Source organism: Carboxylicivirga litoralis, assembly GCF_025499605.1.
Lineage (GTDB): Bacteria > Bacteroidota > Bacteroidia > Bacteroidales > Marinilabiliaceae > Carboxylicivirga > Carboxylicivirga litoralis.
In genome coordinates, this window is record NZ_JAFMVC010000003.1 from 307976 (window position 1) to 326315 (window position 18340).

Below are 18340 nucleotides of genomic sequence, written 5' to 3' on the forward strand. Positions count from 1 at the left end.
ATGATACGTTACTTCAAGTATTGGAAATAACCGAATAATTGAACGACAGCACACTGTTCAAGACAGGAGGCTGAAGTATTTTTGAAAAAATCAAAATACAATACACCATGCACACAAAATTATTAGCCATTTTACTGTTAGCCATTGGGCTTATGGGCTGTAAGCAAAATAAAATATTACAATCGCCCGATGGTCAGATTCTGACAACCATTCAGTTGATTAATGGCAAGTTATCATACCAGGTGATGAAGGGTGAGGAGTTGGTAATACAAACATCTTCTTTAGGATTTAAGCTAAAAGAACATGGCGATTTAGTTGATGGTTTTACATTGCTCGACAGAAGCAGGGCAGAAATGAATGAGTCATGGACTGCTGTTTGGGGGCCTCGTAAAAAGATGGTGAATCACTATAATGAGGCACGATTGGCTTTAAAGCATGAACCAACGAATATACTAATGAATGTTGTTTTTAGGGCATTTAACGATGGTGTGGCATTCCGTTACGAATTTCCGGAGCAGGAAGGCTTGAATGAGTTCATTATAATGGATGAGTTAAGCGAATTTGCTATGGTTGGTAATCCAACTACCTGGTGGATAATGGCTGATTTCGATAGCTACGAAAAACTTTATAACGAAACGCCTCTTTCAAAGGCAGAGTGGGTTAATACGCCCGTTACCATGCGCACCAATTCAGGTTTGCATATCTCATTGCATGAAGCAGCTTTGACCAATTATAGTGGCATGACATTAAAACAGATTGGTAAAGGCAAGAAAAACACCTATGTTTCACACTTGGTGCCTTGGGCCGATGGTGCTAAAGTAAAAACAAAGGCCGGCATGCACACACCCTGGCGAACGATTACCATTGCTGATAATGCAGCTGCTTTGGTGGAATCGGATATGATTATAAACCTGAATGAACCTTGTAAGATTGAAGATACCTCTTGGATTGAACCAATGAAGTACATGGGTATTTGGTGGGGCATGCACATTGGTACCGAAACCTGGACAGAAGGTAAGCGTCATGGAGCCACAACAGAAAATACCATGCGTTATATTGACTTTGCTGCCGATAATAATGTACAAGGACTCGTTGTTGAAGGCTGGAATGCTGGCTGGGACAAATGGGGAGCTAAAGATGCCTTCGATCATGTAACACCGGCAGCCGACTATGATTTGAAGAAAGTGGCTGCTTACGCCAAAGAAAAGGGAGTGGAGCTGATTATGCATCACGAAACGGGTGGCGATGCTGTTGGTTATGAGGCTTTGATGGATTCGGCTTATGCTTTGTGTGAGCATCTGGGCATTAAAGCGCTTAAGACGGGCTACGCAGGTGGTATCTATCCGCGCGGTGAGCACCATCATGGTCAGTACATGGTGGAGCATTACCAAAAAGTAGTCACCACTGCAGCTCAATACGGCATCATGATTAATGCCCATGAACCGATTAAAGCAACGGGTAAACGACGTACCTGGCCTAATATGATGACACGTGAAGGCGTTCGAGGTATGGAGTGGAACGGATGGAGCGATGGTAATCCACCATCACATACAGTAACTATTCCGTTTACACGTATGCTGGGAGGTCCGGTTGATTATACCCCAGGTACTTTTGATATCCTGCTAAAGAATTTTGAAGATGAACGTGTTCCCTGGAACTGTGATGATATCAGCCAGACACGAACACACACAACCTTAGCAAAGCAATTGGCTCTATTCGTTATACTATATAGCCCCATGCAGATGGCCAGTGATTTAGTGGATAACTATATCAATCATCCGGCCTTTGCCTTTATTGCCAATGCCAACATTGATTACGATGAAACAAGGGTGTTGAATGCTGAGGTGGGGCAATACATCACCACTGCACGTCGAACAGGAAATAATTGGTTAGTTGGTTCGGCTACCAACGAGAAAGCACGAGACATTAGTATTATGCTTGATTTTCTCGATAAAGATAAAACTTACGAAGCAACAATATATGCCGATAAAGAAGGTTGCGATTGGTTGAATAATCCGGAACAATACACCATTACCAAACAAACCGTGAAGCATGGCGATAAAATCACCATGAGGTTAGCAGCCGGTGGTGGGCAGGCGTTAAGTATTACTGCTAAGTAGTGGTTAAATAAAACAGTGTAGGATGCTATTTTAATTGCATGTTGTAATTGAGATAGCATCCTTTTTATTTTACTATTTTTACGCTCATAATTAACCTCAATACACTACAATGGACGTAAAAATAGAAGCTGGATGGAAACAGGTATTGCAGCCTGAGTTTGATAAGGATTACTTTAAAGAGCTGACCGAATTTGTTCGCTCAGAATACCAAAGTAAAACCATTTATCCTCCTGCCTCACAAATATTCAATGCTTTTGATTTATGTCCGTTTGAAAATACCAAGGTGGTGATTTTAGGGCAAGACCCTTATCATGGTCCCAACCAGGCGCATGGCTTGTGTTTTTCAGTTAATAGAGGCATTAAGATGCCACCTTCACTGGTAAATATTTACAAAGAGCTGCACACTGATGTAGGTATTGATATACCCGATCATGGTAACCTGGAGCATTGGGCCAAACAAGGCGTATTACTTTTAAACGCTACACTTACCGTTGTGGCACACAATGCCGGCTCGCATCAAAAACAGGGCTGGGAGCAATTTACCGATGCCGTGATAAAAACCGTTGCCGATCAATCGGAGAATGTGGTGTTTGTATTGTGGGGAGCCTATGCACAGAAAAAGGCACAACTGATTGATAGCAACAAGCACCTGGTGCTTAAGTCGGTTCATCCTTCTCCCTTATCTGCTCATCGAGGATTTTTCGGGACTAAACATTTTAGCAAGGCCAACGAGTATTTGGTAGCGAATGGGAAAGAGGCGATAGGTTGGTAGTTAATTAGGAGCAATTCGATTAGATGTGAGACTGTGAGAGATGAGTAGTGAGCGATTTACGTCTTGTTTAAAAATCACTGTGTATTTTATAAAATAACAGGATGCGATCTTTATTACCATCATGCAAATAAAGATCGCATCCTGCTTTATTCTTATCAACCAGCTTTTTATTCAATAATCAATTGCTTTTTAACAACTTTGTCGTTATAAATGAGATGCACAAAGTAAAGACCTGGTTTCAAACTAGAAATATCAATCTGATTTTTCTTGCCTTTCAGTTTTTGTTTTTTAACCAATCCTTTACGCTCACTCCATATTTGTATTTCGTATGACTCCGGCACTACAGTTAATTCACTGGAGGTACTCATCATATTTACAATGGTTTCTGACTTTACTTCACTAATTGTTATGTTTAAAGTTTCAGATGCTGGGTTTGGGGATATTTCCATACTCAATGGAAAGCCACCACTATTTGGGGTAAGCGTATTAATCATAATATCTTCACCGCATGTATTTGAAGCTATAGCCATGGCACCTATAAATCCACTTGAGCTTGTCATAATACTGCAAGTGTTACCATTATCTACATAATAGGCCGAAGAAGGCGTTACATCCCAGCTAATATTAGCAGTAAAATCATGGCTGTATGCTTCAAAAGTTACAACTGTTCCAACGTTCTCTTTAACCACTTCACCATATTCAACTTCTTCACCAAATTCATTATATCTGTAAATGTCAGGTTCTCCTGCCCAAACTAACTTCGGGTTTAAATCAGCACTTGTTGAATAACTATCTGTTATTGTGGCATTGATTGTTGCTCTTCCTGTTATTTGGTCTGCTTTGAATGTACAAGGGTTAGAACCCTGAACCGATACTCTTGTTAGTAATGAATTCCAAGTGATGGAATAGCCTGGTAATAAGTTGTTAATTGAATAGGAGTAGGCACCTGTGCATAATAATGCACTTCCTGTAATTCTAGGTAGTGTAGCAGTTGTAACAGTGGCTTTATCACTTACTTCAGAAGAGCCAGCACTGTTTTTTGCATACACATAGAAATCATATGTTTCGTCCGGACTTAAGCCTGGAATAGTAAATGATGTTGTAGTGACATTATTACCAACCGTAGTTGTTTCTCCATTGTAATACATATTAACATCATAGCTTGTTGCACCTGCCGATGCATTCCATGAAAGCTTTACATTTGTATATTTAATATCTGAGAAAGATAAGCCTGTTACTTTAGCTGGTGGTGTTGAGACATTTTCTGAGGCGCTTTGAGAATTACCTGCCATATCAACCGCTGTAACACTTAGCGTATAAGAAGTATTTGGTGAAGCATTAAAATCATAACTACTTCCACCTGTTGCTGCAATTGTTTTTGAACTGGACCCTAGCTTAAGTACATAGTGTTTAATGCCTCCAATACCGGCACTTGTATTGTTTGTGGTGTAAGTATTCGACATATTATCCCAACTGCTCCATCCGTAAACATGAACAGTTTTACTGGTAGTGTAGTACGAAAAGGTTGGTGTATCAGGCTTTGAACTATCAACAATAATATACTGGTCATTTCCACTAAAAGGAACGGTGTTATTGTTGCTATCTATGCCATCAAAAACTAAAGGGAGTGTATAAACATTTTCGGTAGTACCACTCGGCACAGTAATAGTAAACTGAAAAGTGCCCGTTTGCGACGGTTGAATGGCCATGCTTTCTGTTGAAAAACTCATCCAGTCTTGTACATTGCCCATGGCGTATTTTCTAATGGAAACTGTATAGCCAACCGAACGGCCGTTCGTCACCTTTACCTCAAAGGTTTTTGTAGCTCCCGGTTTTAAAGGAACGATATAGTCGCCATGGTTTTCGGTAGATTCTACAGTTACTATAAAGTCTTGTGCAATGCTATTTGTACTTACCAATATCAGGAATAAAAGGATTGAAATTTGTATTAGGTTTTTCATTTCGTTTGTTTTTAAATTATTTTTTTACACACCTTATGGAATTTCCATTTTTCATTGAATTGAACCCTTTTAGAGCATTTGTGCCCCAGCAAAAAAGTTGAATCTGGGCTGCGACTTGGAGACTGCCTTGTCCGCTTGTCCACCACCCAGGTAGTCTATTAGTATATTCCAGTCTTCGGGCGTTGCCACGCGCCAGCCTTTGGGTGCAATGTTGCGGCTGTCGGCTACGGCATACCAGTTATAGAGGCGGCCATAGGTAGCTATGGTGTCCAGGTCCTCGGTGTTATTGTAGTTGCAATAGGCCGCTACTGCCTGTATACTCCACTTGTCGTTGTCGGTAATATTGGGTAGGGCATCGCCATTGCGAAAACGGGTAACACGAAGGTTTTCGGCCATACAGGTTTGCTTACCAATCTTAATGGTTTTGTATACATTGCCATCAATATCGTTTACTGTTCCGTATTTCTTGTCCGGGTTAAAAATGGCTGTGCTGTGCCCGTTTAGTTCGTTGTCGGGTGGCGGGTCGCTGTTTTTATCGCACCCTAAGCTAAGTAGCAATAGAGGGAGTAAGGTTAATAGTGTTTTTCTTTTCATCTGTTTCATTCTCAGGTGATTTTAGGGGTTAATAAATATAAGATTAATTGATTATTCTTAAGTTGCGTAATCGGATGCGATCTTTATTATCAAGATAGGTGTTAAGATCGCATCCTGTTTTACATTCTGTGAATCACTATAGCTATCAGCTAATAACCAGGGGCTAAACTACTCCTCTTCCTCCACCTTCATGCCGGCACGTAGGTCAACAATAACGCGTGCTGCCAGGTAAGTGTTATACACCTTTGGCTGGCTGGTTTTTAGTAGCTCCATCAACTTGTCAATTTTGTTACGCAATAAGTCGTTGGCTTCCAGCATCAGGCTATTCAGCTCTTTAGTTGCTTGCGAGCGGGTTACAATGGCCGAGCGAGGCGATGCAATAAGTGCCGAAAAATCGTCAATCTCTTTTTTTAGCTGCGTTACATCTTCTACTGTTTGGCCAAAGTCGGCCAAAACATCACCTAGTTGCACAGCCTCATTATATACATTTTGGCAGGTAGTTCTTACTTTTTCGTCGGGCATGCGTTCCAATTGCGAGGCCGATACAGCACACCTGGCTTGCAGGTCGGGCATGTCGTTCACTTGGGCATATACATACATGGTAGCAGCCAGCTTCACCGTCGCGTCTATCATTTCGGCTTCTTCTTTGAGTTTTAGCTGTCGGGCACCTGTGGTATTGCCTTGCTGTATCTGGTGTACAGCTTCAATTCTGGCTACCAGCTCATTAAAATTAACGATAAAGCCTTCAAGGGCTTTAATCAGATTAAGCTCAGTTGGGTAAGTACCAAACACGTTTTTTACAGCCATAAACATGGCCATTTTGTTGCGTTGTTTTGCATTCATAGTTTATCAATTTTGTTTGATTAAAATGAGCCTCACTAATGAGTACTCATTAGTTAATTGCAGAAAATGAGAAACGTAATAAGTTTTTTAGAGCTTATTTTTTATTGTTATGACGAATCATTTAATATTTTATGTAAACATATAAATTTCTTTGATGTATATCCCAATTGTCAATCTAGTTAAAATAACAATATATATAATATGAAGTTAATTACTTGTATTTTGTAAGCAAAACAGATGAGTATAACCAACAAGCATTTAGGTATGCAATAATGCCAATAGGGTATGTTACCCGTTCAATAGGGTATGTAAGAGTGTCAATGCCATTTGAAAGGCCGTTAGTTGCGTATGTGGGGTATGTCAGCACGATATGTATGACAGTCAGAGTCGATTGCAAGCATGACAGAAGCGTATGTAAAGCCGACAGATTGGAGTGTAACAGGTGCAGCACGTAATTCAGCAAATGAAAGTATCTTATGTAAGGTCGTCTATAGTGTATGTAAATAATACCGAGGGCTATGTATGTTCAGCAGCATGATATGTAAGCGCGTCAGCAGCCTTTGCATATAAGGTATTATTTGATGTGTCCTTTTATAGCTAACTGTGCTTTAAGTGAATGATAGAACTATTTTCCACTTTAACAGTTCGACGATTCGACAAATAAACAATTCATCAAATATAAAACGCCCCCTGTTGTACCATTACCAACCAGAGGGCGTCTACTACTAACTACACCAAATATTTTTTAAGACTTAAGATACCAGACTAAAGACGCAAGATTCGCTTATTTTCATCTTCCGTCTTTCGTCCGCGGTCTTCTGTCTTCCGTCTTTATTTCACAATCACTTCATCAGAAAACAACCAGGCTTTACCACCTGCTGCAGGATGCCAGGCAGGGCATAGGCCTACGTTCTCAGCAACAATGCGTACATAACGGGCTTTTACCGGTTCAAATTCTGCAGGATATTGAACGATTTCATTCACATCACTTTCGGTGATGCCAGGCTCAAATGAGGCTACCTCATTAAATGATTTTCCATCCGCCGATACCTCGTAGCGCACTTTCTTAGGACCAAATACCCATGATAGTGGTGCATTTTTATAACGCGAGTTGATATGGCTGATTTCTGTTGCTTCACCCATATCAATGATCAGGTCAATCGGTTTCTCTTCAACACCCACTTCCACACCTAGGAAGCCGTTGGTTAAACCATATTTACCACCACCATCGTATTGTGGGGCATGTGCATATTTCAATTGATAAGGCTTGCCAAATGCTTTGTGGAAAATGATTTCTTTCTCCGAAACAAAAGTAGTGCTGCCATCTTCTTTAAACTGGCAGGCTTTTATGTGTGCATCTTCGGCTAAAACAAATGAACCGGTATAAACAGTGCTTTGCTTTGTTGGTTTGCTGCCATCTTTTGTATAGTAGATGGTATTGGGGCGCTCCGACACAAACTCAAGCGTGGCTGATTTATTTTCATAATCAGGCTCTACATTAATGCGCACATGGTAAGAGATGTCGCCGGGTTGGATGCCTTGTTTTTCCAATGTTGGAATGGCCTTGTTAACACGGGCATAAAAGTCGTCCCACTCTCGAATAGCCGGGCTCCAGGCTACTTCAGCTATAGCAAATACACGCGGAAACAGGTTATATTCGATATGTTTGAATTTAGGCATGTACTCGCTCCACATGTTGGCCTGTACACCAATGACGTGGTGTCGTTTATCGGGCGATATATCCGTTGGAATTGATGGGAAGGTATAGACATCGCGCAGTGTACTGATACCCGGGTGCCCCGGTGATGTGCTTAAATGATTCTGGGTATGGTTAAAATAGTAAGGGAACATCGGTGTCATCACCACATCATGACCGGCCTCGGCAGCTTTAACACCACCGGCTACACCACGCCACGACATAACGGCTGCGCTTTGTGCCAGTCCACCATCCAATATCTCATCCCATCCAATCAGACGACGATTGTGTTTGTTCAGGAATTTCTCAATGCGATGCACAAAATAGCTTTGTAACTCATGTTCGTCATGAGCACCTTCTTCTTTCATGCGCTTGCGGCAATCGGGGCAGGCCAGCCAGGTGTCTTTGGGTGTTTCGTCGCCTCCGATGTGGATAAACTCACCCGGAAACAGTTCCATCGTTTCGGTTAGTACATCTTCGAGAAACTGAAATGTTGACTCTTTACCAGCACAATACACTCCAGCTGAAACGCCAGCTTGTTCCCATATTTCCAGTTCACCGGCATTGTCGCAGTAATACTCTGGATAAGCAACAAGAGCAGCAGCCGAATGCCCCGGTAATTCTATCTCAGGCACAATAGTAATGTTACGTTCTGAGGCATAAGCTACTATCTCTCTTACTTCTGTTTGTGTATAATAACCACCGTATGATTCGGTGTTTTTGGTGTTTAAACCTTTCTCCTGATTAGCTGTGAAACCCACATTCTTGCGCCAGGCTCCAATTTCAGTTAATTTAGGATATTTCTTTATCTCCAAACGCCAGCCCTGATCATCAACCAAATGCCAGTGAAAAGTATTGAGCTTGTTCATGGCCATGTAGTCGAGGAATTGCTTTATTTCCTCTACGCTAAAAAAGTGACGCGAAACATCAAAGTGCATGCCTCGCCAGGCAAAACGCGGATAATCGGTAATCGTCAATTTTGGTATTGACACTTTACCGTTATTAAGGGTTAACAATTGACGCAATGTCTGTGCTCCATATAACAATCCACTTTTTTCTGTTGCCTCAATCAAAACGCCTTTATCAACTGTCAGACGATAACCTTCAGTAGGAATCGTATTGTCTTGTACCAGCTTAAAACGAATCATACCTTCTTCAGCTATTGGCAACTCCAGGCCTTTTTCGCGTGACAATTGTTTGTTTAGCAGTTGAATAATAAATGCATCATCCGATGATACACTTAATATCTCTGCTTCAGTCTCAAAATGGCCACCTTGTTGCTGTACCTCAGCCGGATAAGGAATCAGATTAAGCATTACTTCTTCGTTGTTGTTTGAGCATGATATAGCCAAAATGGCTATAAACACTGCGATCAGTAGTTTAACTCTCATTTGAATTTTAAGATTTAAAGACACAAGACATAAGACACTAGATTTTTTTATATCTATGGTCTTTAATCGTATGTCTGCATATTACCATTTATCAATTTCTTCTTTCAAGATAGCCCAGTGCTCGTCAGTCAATTCATAAGGTGTGAAAATACATACGCCTGCTGCGCCACCTTTTTTCGATGCCTGAATACCCATTCGGAAATCTTCCGGTGTTTCAAAGGCCGGCATGTACAGTCCGCTATAAAGAGGAGCTCGTCCATTAAGTGCTGCAACACCTTCCACACACGATTGCTCAATCCAGTCAATACCTTCGCGGTAAAAACTCTGGTAATTCATTGGATAATAAGCATCCAGGGCCCATTTGTCCCATTCCTGGCGCACCAGCTTTTTTGAGATGGTTGGTGTTGGAAAAACAGCTGCGTTAATTTTATTACCCTTGGCATGAACCGCTTTTGTTAGTTCGGCAACTGTCTCAGTAACCATATCATATCGAAACTGACGCCATTTATCATTGTCGGGTGCTGCATCGCCAAAGGTTGAAGCATCTTCACCAGTTTCTTTCTTGTAGCGTTCGATACAGTCATCGCAGTAGCAAAAGTCAAATTCGGCGTATTCCTTATCCATAACCAAACCATACACATCCCAAAGATCGCGTGCTAAAATCACATCGGAATGGCGAATATAGTCCAGGTGTACACCATCAATATTGGGAACTTCGGCTAAGTCTTCAACCACTTTTGTCAGATACGCTCTAACTACCGGCTTGGTAGGACACAACCACTTGTAGTAATCAACAAAAGGCTGATGCTCGGCTGTTGAACGACCATCACGGCTTACAGTATACCAATCGGCATGTTCGCTTAATAATTTATCATCATAACGGCGCAAAATGGTTTGCCAGGCATGTAATTCTAATCCATGTTTGTGTGCCAACTCAACCGCTGCAGCATATTTCTCCAATGAGGTTTGATACATCACGCCATCAATGCCCGTTTCTTTAAGCTTGATAAACATCTTTTCCAGTTCTTCGGTGCCTTCGTTTTTGCCTTCACCCATCCACACAAAATGTTTGGCCGATGATTCTTCTTTGGCAGGCTGGCAAGCCGATAAACTGATTATTGTGAATAATACGATTAAACCGATTAGTTTATTAATTAGCTTCATAACAATACTTTTTAGAGGTTATATGCTCTAAGGTCAGCCTTTTATTTTAAAGTCCGAAATATAGAAAGCCTGTATGGTGCCGAATTGAAATCTTGTTACAGATAATTGAACAAATGTGCCATATCTTTTTTCTTTTCATGACACCAAAGTTGTATAGAGAAGATGCATAAAACAGAAAATACTGATGTATTGATAGTTGGTCAGGGATTGGCTGGCACGATGCTTTCGTATCATTTATTGAAACAAAACATTACTCATAAGGTGATTGATGTACCAAAAATTGGACATGCTTCACGTGTGGCCGCCGGATTAATTAACCCTATTGTAGTGAAGCGAGTGACGAAAACCTGGCAAGCTGAATTGTTTTATCCTTATGCTTACCAGTTGTACCAAGAGTTAGAGGTGAAGCTGAAGACTAAATTTTATTACCCGATGAGCATTAGCAAACTCTACGGTAAGGATGATCACCAGTTCTGGCAATATCGTAACGCAAAAGAACAGTTGGATGATTATATCTCAGTTGTTTCAAGGTATGATTTGCCTGAGGATATTAAACAGCCGTATGGCTATGGCACAATTAAAACTTGTGCACGCCTGGATATGGCCACTATGCTTGATGCTTATCGCCAGTTCTTGATTAAGGAAGACATACTGATAGAGGCAGATTTTAATGATGATGATCTGGTGCTTTCTAATGAAGGTGTTGGTTGGAACGGCTTAAAAGCCAAACACATTATTTTTTGTCGCGGCGCTTTTGATGAACATAGTCGCTTTTTTAAATATTTGAAATGGAATAATACCAAAGGGGAATTACTCGAGGCTGAAGTTGAAGGGCTGGAATTAGATACCATTATTAGCAAAGGCATATTTGTGATGCCGATTGGTCAACAGCATTTTAAAATTGGGGCGACTTATGCACACCATTGGAGTGATCTGATTCCGACTGATGAGAAACGAAGAGAACTATTAGATAAATGGAAGCGAATTTCAGACTCGTCACTCACGATCAAGGAACAATTAACGGGTATCCGCCCAACTTTGGCCGACCGGCGACCAGTTACGGCTTTTCTGGATGCTACACCACAACTTGGAATATTTAATGGTTTAGGATCGCGTGGAGGTTTAATGGCGCCTTACCTGGCAATGGAGATGGCTAAGAATATAACTTGAAGCGGTCTGTTTATGCTATGCGGAATCATTTTATAAATATATAATTGGATGAAGTTTCTTTATTAAGTATTTTTAAGTCTTAAAATGGAGTCCAGAAACCAATAAACGGGGCGTAACCGAAAAGCCAAACGAGTAGGAGATAAGCGCACTTTTATATGAATACAGATTGTCCGAATGTTGAAAAATGCCCCATTTTTAACGGTATCCTTAAAGACCGAAAAATGACAACTAAGTCATATCAGATACAGTACTGTAATGGAGGAGAATTAAAGTATTCAAAATGCAAACGTTTTGAAACAAAAGTAAAATATGGCGTTTGTCCTCCTGACTTATTGCCAAATTCAGCTATGACATTAGAACAAATAGCCGAAAAATACGGCTTAACGCTTAATTCTTAAGAAAGATTACCCATCTACATTGACCATTTAAACTCAATGGGTTTAAATGGTATCTATGGGAATTAGTCAATACCTTCTTCAGATTCCTCTATTTTCCCATTAAACACAAAGTTGATGCCCAATCGGGCATTTACATATTTAGCCGTTGATGGTTTAAACATCGAAGTGAGGTTATCGGTGACTGCATACAACTGAAATGCCCTCAAGTTAAAAGCCATTCCTGCTCCCAAATTGGCGGGAGCGTTTTTCATATATGAATAGGAGAGAACACCTGACAAGGTTCGGCCAGCCTGCAGCCCTGTAGCCAAAGTGATTTGCGGTACCAGCTTTTTATCCACCCAATAGTTTTTGGATACAAAACCAAAGTTAAGCCAATGCTTAAACTGATAGTCGGCCGATACGTTAAAGCTTCCCATTAAACCGGTGGTGTAGCTTCCTCCTTCATCGCTAAAGCGAAAGGTGTCTTCAAAATCATCAACAATATCCTCAAGGTACTCCTGGTCGCCGGCATCGCCGGTAAGCTCCTCCGATACATCAATACCTGTGTACTCAAATACGCCATTGGTATAGAAGCGCGATGTTTCATCCTTCCATTTGATGTACCCAATATCGTTAATGGCAGCGCCCAATAAAAGTTTATCCGTTAGTTGATAGGTGGCGCCAATATCGAAGCCGAATCCCGAATTTTTAGTGCTGACCAGTTGATTACTAAAGCTATCGAATTGTACATCGTCCACATAGCCAGCATCGTCATAACTGATTTCTAATGGCATATTGGTTCTGAAAGCGGCATCGGCTGCTATTCGCATATATCCATTATCCAAAGTTTGAATATCCAGGTTCATGTATTCCGACTCCATGCTGGCAACGCCCATCAGGTATTTAATTCTCAAGCCCAAGGTTAGTTTGTCAGTTATTGGTTTCGATGCTCCAATTGCAATCTCGTTATAATCAATGCCATTGACATATAAGTCAGATAACGAATGATTGATGGGTATTTCTTCTTCGTAGTTCCAGTTACCGTATCGCAAATCCATTAAGGCCTGCGGATAATTAACTTTTGCTTTAAGCTTATGGTTGATGTCAAAAGTGAAAAACCAGTCCTTAAACGCGAAACCAAAACCGATAATCTGAATGGATGCCTCGGTGGCAAAAATATTGTTATCCTGCATTTGGTCGGCTGCATAGTCCAGATCAATAATCAAAGAATCGGCCTGAAGACCTGTGCCTTGGCGGATAATGTCGTCCCAGGCAAAGCCCGAATTGGAACCATTGATTTGAACGCTGCCCAAAGCTGGCATCGCCAGGTACCATTTTTTCACCGGACGAAAAGCAGCGTTTAACTGCGTGGATTGCGGAATGCCTTTGGTGAACATCAGGGAGTTGTCCTGCCCTGAGGCAACAATGGTGCAGAGTGTTATTATTGCAGTTAGGTATATGTGTTTGGTAATTTTCATAGTGCTAAAAGGGCTTAGTTGTTCAATTGGCCTTTAATCGTAAAATCAACAGAAAGCGAATTGTTGGTTAAAATTACTACCGGCTGTCTATCTTCATAATTGACAGAACGTAGTTTAAAACGCACAATCAATTTATCAGCTTCTGAGAGTTCGCTGATTTGATTGTCAGTTAAATTAACTTGCGAAAATCGTTCTGTAACCTTGGTGGCAATTCCGTCGCTATTAACCTCGGCAGGATTAAGGATGATTGCTTTAATGGTTTCGCGCACCTGTTTGCCTTCTTCGTTATATATATCAATAAAAGCTTCTGCCTCAAAGGGGAAACTACTGATGCCTTTTACATCAAGTCTTGCCTTTACAAAGTCCTGAACAAAATCGATATCGCTAATATCAATGGTGTCTGTGGTGATGGAAGCATTTAATAAAAATTCAGCAGGTATTTCAATCATATAACCAAAATAGACGCTACTACTATTATCCAGCTCAACTTCTTCAGTAAGGGCATAGCCGGGATGAAGAATTAGATCAGCAGAGTAATTAACTAAATCGGGGATGCCCGAGAAGAACTCTTTGAGATTGGAGTTTTTATCTAAAGAAATAGTGTCTGAAACAGATGTAACATTTTCAGGTGCAGGTGGCACAATAATATTGTCAAATATGGTTAGTTGCATGCCATCTACACTTCCCCCTTCTGCAGTAAATACTGGCATAATCAGCCCTGCAAAAGGAGTGGAGTTGGTAACCAGTAGTTTTAAATCAGGTTTGATAAATTCGATGCCGTCTGACATTTCTTCCAAAATATCGAAGTCAAACTCGAATGATCCTCTGTCAAAACGGGTGATGATTTCGGTTAAGGTGCCTTTGATATAATCGAAATTGTACTTTTCCATTGATACAGATAGCGTACCTATTTGTAAAGCATTGAAGCGTAAACCTTCATTTATGCTTCTAAAAGTGAGTGTAGTCGGAAGTTTTCCATCGACCAATTCAAAAGAGTCATTTTCATGAAATTGTATGACAGGCGTATCATTATCTACCGTCATTTCAATGGTTTTTCCTCCTTGCTCAGCGTTAACTGTAGGAAAAAAAACACGCACATATAAGGGTGTGGCGAAATCTGTACCACTTACATGTAGCTCATAACTTAGCTTCATTTTACTAATGCTGCCATTGTCGACTTCAATTGGAATGTTAACATCGTCGATGGTGTGTTCAGCACCATCATTTAAAAATAGAAACGGTATTGGAATGTCAGCCGATTTAACTTCTACTTGATAGATGTCATCTAAGTCAATATAACGAACCGAATCTTTATCCTGATAGAGCATAATCCGCTCGAAACCTTGTTCATCGGTGTAGTATTTGACGTAATCAGCACTCTCGGAAAAAATATCAGCCATGGTGACCGATGCATTGACGAGCGGCAAAGCGAGGCCGGTATCTAATTCAATTTCGCCCGATAATTTATCGGTGTTGAAATCATCGCCGATGCACGAAAATAGGGTAATGCTCAATAGAGCAACTACAAGTTTCTTCATATTAATAGGTTTCGTTATTAGCTTGTACAACACATAAATTTAAGGATGGTTTTGTTTAATGTAAACAAAAAACGGCTCTTACTTTTAGTAAGAACCGTTTGTATTGGTGTTTATCTATTGGTTATTCTTCCTCAACTACAATGAGTTCGTCTTCTGTTTGTTGTTTCTTTTTACGACCGTTAAATACAAAGTTTATACCTAATCGGGCATTGACATATTTAGCTTTGTCAGGAACAATTAATGAGTTCAGGTTATCTGTGGCAGCATAAATCTGGAATGCTCCTAGCTTTAAAGCAATGCCTGTACCAAAGTTAGCAGGTGCATTTTTCATTAGCGAATAGGTGAAAACTGTTGACAATGCTTTACCCGGGTTAAGGCCGACGGCTAATGTTGTTTCGGGCACTGTTTTGCCATCAACAAAGTAGGATTTGTAGATAGCACCCAAATCCAACCATTCTTTTGGTTGATACTGAGCGGTGACATTAAAGCTTCCCATAATATTGGTTTTGTAGCTCGATTCATCGCTGCTGAATTTAAATGAATCTTCAAAATCATCGGCTAAATCTTCCAGGTAATCCACATCATCATCATCACCTGTGATAGTTTGAGAAATATCAACACCATTGTATTCAAAAGTGCCGTTTGAGAAGAATCGATTGGTGTTGCTTTTCCAGTTGATAAAACCAATATCGTTAACAGCTGCACCAAAGGTCCATTTTTCGTTGAGTTGGTATGTTAACCCGGCATCAAAACCAAAACCGCGGTTATCGCCCATAAGTATGTCTGCCACATCAGCATCGTCATCGGTGCTAATATCATCAATGTAGCCATCTTCGTCTAAATCAACCACTAATGGGTACGATGTGCGGATAGCAGCATCAGAGGTCATGAGCATGCGGCCATCTTCAAAAGTTTCGATGCCTACGTTAAATTTTTCCGTTTCAGCATTGGCTACACCAATAAGGTACTTAATGCGTGCACCAAAGGTTAATTTCTCGGTGATAGGGTGTGAAATGCCTAATGCCACCTCATGGTAATCCATGGTATTTATAAATAAATCCGACAAGCTATGGTTGATGGGTACATCCTGGTCATAGTTGTAATTACCGTAGCGTAAATCAAGCAATGATTCTGGGTAGTTCATTTTCGCTTTTAGTCGATGGTTAACGTCGAAGGTAATAAAGGCCTTTTTTATGCGAAAGCCAAAACCAACAATTTGGACCGATGCTTCGGTAGCAAATAAGTTATTCGCTTGCATGTTTTCGGCCAGATTATCAAGGTCTATAACCAATGAATCGGCTTGCAAGCCTGTGCCACTACGGATTACATCCGACCATGAAAAACCAGTGTTACTGCCGTTGATTTTTACGGAACCTAAAGCTGGTAATGCAAAATAACCGCCTTTAACCGGGCGAAATGCAGGATTGATTTGAGTGGTTTGCGGCACTCCTTTTAATAACATAAAAGCATTGTCCTGAGCTTGAGTCAATATTGATGCACAGAACAAAATGATGGCAATATATATATGTTTCATCGTATAGTTTCTTTAAATAGTTGGATTAGTTGTTTTGAACAATTTTGCCTTTAATACCAAGCTGAATCGTCAGTTCATGGCTTTTTAAGAAAACAACCGATGTTCCATTTTCGTAGTCACTTGTTTGAAGCGAGGCTTTAATACGTATCTCTTCTGATTGGTTCAGATTCTTGATTTGTGCATCTGTTAGGTCAATCACCTCGGTATGGCTTACTTTTTCAGTTACTAAACCTTCGCTGTTAACACTTGCTGCTTTTATGATATTGACTTCAATAAGTTCAAGTACTTGCTGTGTTTCCTCATCGTAGAACTCCAGGTCGGCCTTTGCCGCTAGTGGAAATCCGTTTTCTGAAGTAAAGACTAATCGTGCGTTGGTAATGTCTTCAATCACATCAATATCATCCAATTCTACCACTTCCTCGTCAAGCATCGCATCAAGTTTCAGGTCAAGTGGCACTTCAACACCATAGCCAACATAAATGCGGTCATCTTCATATAGCTCAATTTCGTCGGCATTTGTAGCGCCCGGATTTAGAACCAGATCACCTTCGTAAATGAGGTTGGTTGGTGTTTTAGCGATAAAATCAATAACACCGGAGTTATTGCGATTTAACTCATATTTATATCTGATTTTGTCTTCGCCTTGGGGACAAGCTGGAAGTTCAATTGCTGGAGAACTTAAGGAGGTTGTTCCGCCATCTTCCAATTGACCTGTTAAATCAGGTACGATAAGACCTTTAAATGGTGTTGCATTATCAAATATAAGCGACAAGCGAGGGTCTTTAAATTCCACATCACCTGGGATGTCTTCTAAGATATCAAAGTCAAGATCATAAGTGTTTCTTTCCATCTTAACGGCGTTTTCGGCCATGGTACCTTTAATATACTTCAGTACAAAATCGCCCATACTAATTGAAATGTAGCCTGTTGCATTTTGATAATAAGCGGCTGTATACTTCGGTCTGATTGAGATATTGACCGGAAGTTGATTGTTGGCTAATTCAAAATGATCACCCTCAAAATTCTGTGATGAGGTTTGGTAGTTATTCAATTCCAGTTCAATCGTTTTACCCACTCCGTCATTGGCCGATGGAAAAGCAAGGGTTAAAATGACAGGCTCTTGCATGTTACTGGCCGAAGCAGAAATGGTGTAGTCCATTTCTACAGCTTTTACTGTTGCATCAGGAATAGTGAAAGCAATGGTGTTGCTCACTTCAATTTGCTTTTGCTCATTAAAAACATAATAGTTGAAGGGAAGATTACTTAACGAAGCATCCGAGACTCTGAAAAAGTCATTAATGCCAACATATTCAGCTGAATCCTTCTCACTAAAAAAAATGATGTTATCATCTTCATACTTTATCATATCGGTTTGATCCGATAGAATATCACCCATTGTAACGGTTGTGTGTGCCAGCGGAAGAATAATTCCACTTGTTAGGTTAACATCATCCACAATTAAATCGGTGTCAAATTCATCACCAATACAGCCTGCCAGCAATGATAGCGAAAGCAAGCTCACCCAAATTTTTTTCATGTCCTTTTTTTATTTCAATGCCCGAGGAACAAAACAAGCACATCACAAAAACGACTGTTTTAGTGTCTGGTAAATGTTGAAAAAGATTGTTTCTCGCCCGTTCCCACCAAGCTGAATATTATATTTGGGAATAACGTAAGGAGTGAGCTAAGGTTTCAGCAATTG

At 40.5% G+C, this 18340-nt stretch carries 13 protein-coding genes; 4 read left to right on the forward strand and 9 right to left on the reverse strand.

Annotated features, from left to right (window positions below; all coding sequences use genetic code 11):
* Nucleotides 1-107: 107 nt before the first annotated feature.
* Together J1N10_RS05060 and ung are read left to right on the forward strand one after the other, a co-directional pair.
* Complete coding sequence (locus tag J1N10_RS05060) at nucleotides 108-2120, forward strand: glycoside hydrolase family 97 protein (RefSeq protein ID WP_262325590.1); 2013 nt, start codon at nucleotides 108-110, stop codon at nucleotides 2118-2120.
* A gap of 109 nt (nucleotides 2121-2229) precedes the next feature.
* A complete protein-coding gene (gene ung / locus J1N10_RS05065) occupies nucleotides 2230-2892 on the forward strand; it encodes a uracil-DNA glycosylase (RefSeq protein WP_262325591.1) in 663 nt (220 codons plus the stop codon).
* A 167-nt stretch (nucleotides 2893-3059) separates the two neighbouring features.
* Here ung and J1N10_RS05070 read toward each other — a convergent pair whose 3' ends face one another.
* The 5 genes from J1N10_RS05070 to J1N10_RS05090 all read right to left on the reverse strand — a co-directional run bounded on the left by J1N10_RS05070 (nucleotide 3060) and on the right by J1N10_RS05090 (nucleotide 10541).
* Nucleotides 3060-4853, reverse strand: coding sequence for a fibronectin type III domain-containing protein (locus J1N10_RS05070; RefSeq protein ID WP_262325592.1), 1794 nt, complete (start codon nucleotides 4851-4853; stop codon nucleotides 3060-3062).
* Between the two features lie 69 nt (nucleotides 4854-4922).
* Complete coding sequence (locus tag J1N10_RS05075) at nucleotides 4923-5456, reverse strand: fibrobacter succinogenes major paralogous domain-containing protein (RefSeq protein WP_262325593.1); 534 nt, start codon at nucleotides 5454-5456, stop codon at nucleotides 4923-4925.
* A gap of 159 nt (nucleotides 5457-5615) precedes the next feature.
* The gene (locus J1N10_RS05080) at nucleotides 5616-6290 is read right to left on the reverse strand and encodes a hypothetical protein (protein ID WP_262325594.1); all 675 of its coding nucleotides are present in this window, start codon (nucleotides 6288-6290) and stop codon (nucleotides 5616-5618) included.
* A gap of 831 nt (nucleotides 6291-7121) precedes the next feature.
* On the reverse strand, nucleotides 7122-9377 hold the full coding sequence (locus J1N10_RS05085; RefSeq protein ID WP_262325595.1) for a glycoside hydrolase family 20 protein: 2256 nt from the start codon (nucleotides 9375-9377) through the stop codon (nucleotides 7122-7124).
* 81 nt (nucleotides 9378-9458) lie between these two features.
* Nucleotides 9459-10541, reverse strand: a complete 1083-nt coding sequence (locus J1N10_RS05090) for a family 10 glycosylhydrolase (protein ID WP_262325596.1) — start codon at nucleotides 10539-10541, stop codon at nucleotides 9459-9461.
* Nucleotides 10542-10703: 162 nt separating this feature from the next.
* Between J1N10_RS05090 and J1N10_RS05095 the strand changes: the two genes are divergently transcribed.
* Both J1N10_RS05095 and J1N10_RS05100 read left to right on the forward strand, forming a co-directional pair.
* Nucleotides 10704-11711 (forward strand): NAD(P)/FAD-dependent oxidoreductase, encoded by a 1008-nt coding sequence (locus J1N10_RS05095; RefSeq protein WP_262325597.1) that lies wholly within the window; start codon nucleotides 10704-10706, stop codon nucleotides 11709-11711.
* A gap of 221 nt (nucleotides 11712-11932) precedes the next feature.
* Nucleotides 11933-12109 (forward strand): hypothetical protein, encoded by a 177-nt coding sequence (locus J1N10_RS05100; RefSeq protein ID WP_262325598.1) that lies wholly within the window; start codon nucleotides 11933-11935, stop codon nucleotides 12107-12109.
* A 62-nt stretch (nucleotides 12110-12171) separates the two neighbouring features.
* On the opposite strand, the gene J1N10_RS05105 is transcribed toward J1N10_RS05100, so the two are convergent.
* The 4 genes from J1N10_RS05105 to J1N10_RS05120 form a co-directional block, all read right to left on the reverse strand.
* Nucleotides 12172-13566 carry a DUF5723 family protein gene (locus tag J1N10_RS05105; protein ID WP_262325599.1) on the reverse strand — a complete coding sequence of 465 codons (1395 nt, stop codon included), beginning with the start codon at nucleotides 13564-13566 and terminating at the stop codon, nucleotides 12172-12174.
* 14 nt (nucleotides 13567-13580) lie between these two features.
* Nucleotides 13581-15104: a hypothetical protein gene (locus J1N10_RS05110; RefSeq protein ID WP_262325600.1), complete on the reverse strand. Its 1524-nt coding sequence runs from the start codon at nucleotides 15102-15104 to the stop codon at nucleotides 13581-13583.
* 121 nt (nucleotides 15105-15225) lie between these two features.
* Entirely contained in the window at nucleotides 15226-16638 is a 1413-nt protein-coding gene (locus J1N10_RS05115; protein WP_262325601.1) for a DUF5723 family protein, read from the reverse strand.
* Between the two features lie 25 nt (nucleotides 16639-16663).
* Nucleotides 16664-18175, reverse strand: coding sequence for a hypothetical protein (locus J1N10_RS05120; protein WP_262325602.1), 1512 nt, complete (start codon nucleotides 18173-18175; stop codon nucleotides 16664-16666).
* Between the last annotated feature and the right edge of the window lie 165 nt (nucleotides 18176-18340).